Origin of the sequence: Streptomyces sp. UH6 (assembly GCF_013421635.1) — a bacterium.
In the GTDB taxonomy this organism is placed as follows: domain Bacteria; phylum Actinomycetota; class Actinomycetes; order Streptomycetales; family Streptomycetaceae; genus Streptomyces; species Streptomyces abyssomicinicus.
In genome coordinates this window covers 1-1,326 of the sequence record NZ_JACADT010001273.1, presented here as the reverse complement: position 1 = coordinate 1,326, position 1,326 = coordinate 1, and the positions used below count along the sequence as shown (strand labels likewise).

Genomic DNA, 1,326 nt, shown 5'->3' with positions numbered 1-1,326 from the left:
CCGCCGCGACGTTCTCCTCCAGGTGCGCCGCCGACGCCGTGCCCGGGATCGGCAGCATCACCGGTGAACGGGCCAGCAGCCAGGCCAGCAGCACCTGTTGCGGCGTGGCGCCGGACTCCGCCGCCACGGCCGTCACCCCGGCGGAGTCCCACGCCGCGACCGGACGCCACGGCAGGAAGGCGATGTCCGCGGCCTCACAGGCGTCCAGCACCCGTTCGTGCTCACGGCTGAACAGGCCGTACCGGTTCTGCACGCTCGCGACCGGAGCCGTCCGTCGCGCCTCGGCAAGCTGCTCCGCGGTGACCTCGGACAGCCCGATGCGGCGCACCAGGCCCGCGGCGCGCAGCTCCCCGAGGGCCCCGACCTGCTCGGCGACCGGCACGGCGGGGTCGAGCCGGTGGAGCTGGAGCAGTTCGATCCGGTCCAGACGCAGTCTCCGCAGGGCCTGTTCGGTCTGGCGGCGCAGACTCTCGGGGCGGCCGTCGTGGGCCCACCCCTCGGGGCCGCCGGACCGCACGATGCCGACCTTGGTGGCGATCAGCAGGCCCTCCGCATACGGATGCAGGGCGTCGGCCAGCAACTCCTCGTTGGCGCCCCAGCCGTACATGTAGGCCGTGTCGACGAGCGTCACCCCGAGTTCGGCGGCCCGGCGCGCGACGCCGACGGCCCGTTCCCGCTCCGGGCCCGGGGCCGTGGGCAGCCGCATGGCGCCGAAGCCCACCCGGCCCACCGGGAGCCCGCCCGCCCGCTCCGTCCGGTCCGCCCGGCCCGTCCCGTCCGCGGCGGTCACCAGGGGATCACCGCGTACGCCTCGACCTCCAGCAGGAGTTCGGGACGGATCAGCGCCGACACCTCCACCGCCGTGCTCGCCGGCGGGCGGCCGAGGTCGATGTAGGCGTCGCGGACCACCCGCACCTCGGGGAGGTCCGCGATCCGGGTGACGTAGAAGCCGAGCTTGACCACGTCGGCGAAGGTGGCGCCGGCCGCCTTCAGGCACCGCTCGAGGTTGCCGAAGACCTGATGGGCCTGCGCGGTGACGTCCCCCTCGCCGACCACCCGTCCCGCGGCGTCCAGCGCGACCTGGCCGGAGATCACCACCAGGCGGCCCTCCGCCACGACCAGCGGGCTGTAGCCGTTGCCGGGCGCCAGACCGTCGACCGCCGGGTGCTCCAGCACGGTGTCCTTCTCAGACATGCTTTCCCCTCCCCGGTCACCCCCGTGACCAGGCGTCACACCCTACAAAGTCGGGTGCCGGGGCGCGCCCGGTTTCCGTCGCCCGCCGCGCGCCCGGTCTCACCGGCCCTCCTCGTCGTCGGGGCGGCCGCC

The 1,326-nt window shown here is 75.1% G+C and carries 2 protein-coding genes; both read right to left on the bottom strand.

All coding sequences use genetic code 11. From position 1 onward, the window contains the following. Positions 1-706, bottom strand: a 706-nt coding sequence (locus tag HW445_RS31205) for an aldo/keto reductase (protein WP_180224141.1), incomplete at its 3' end; no start/stop codon positions are given. Positions 707-786: 80 nt separating this feature from the next. Beyond that, on the bottom strand, positions 787-1,194 hold the full coding sequence (locus HW445_RS31200; protein ID WP_180224140.1) for a RidA family protein: 408 nt from the start codon (positions 1,192-1,194) through the stop codon (positions 787-789). Between the last annotated feature and the right edge of the window lie 132 nt (positions 1,195-1,326).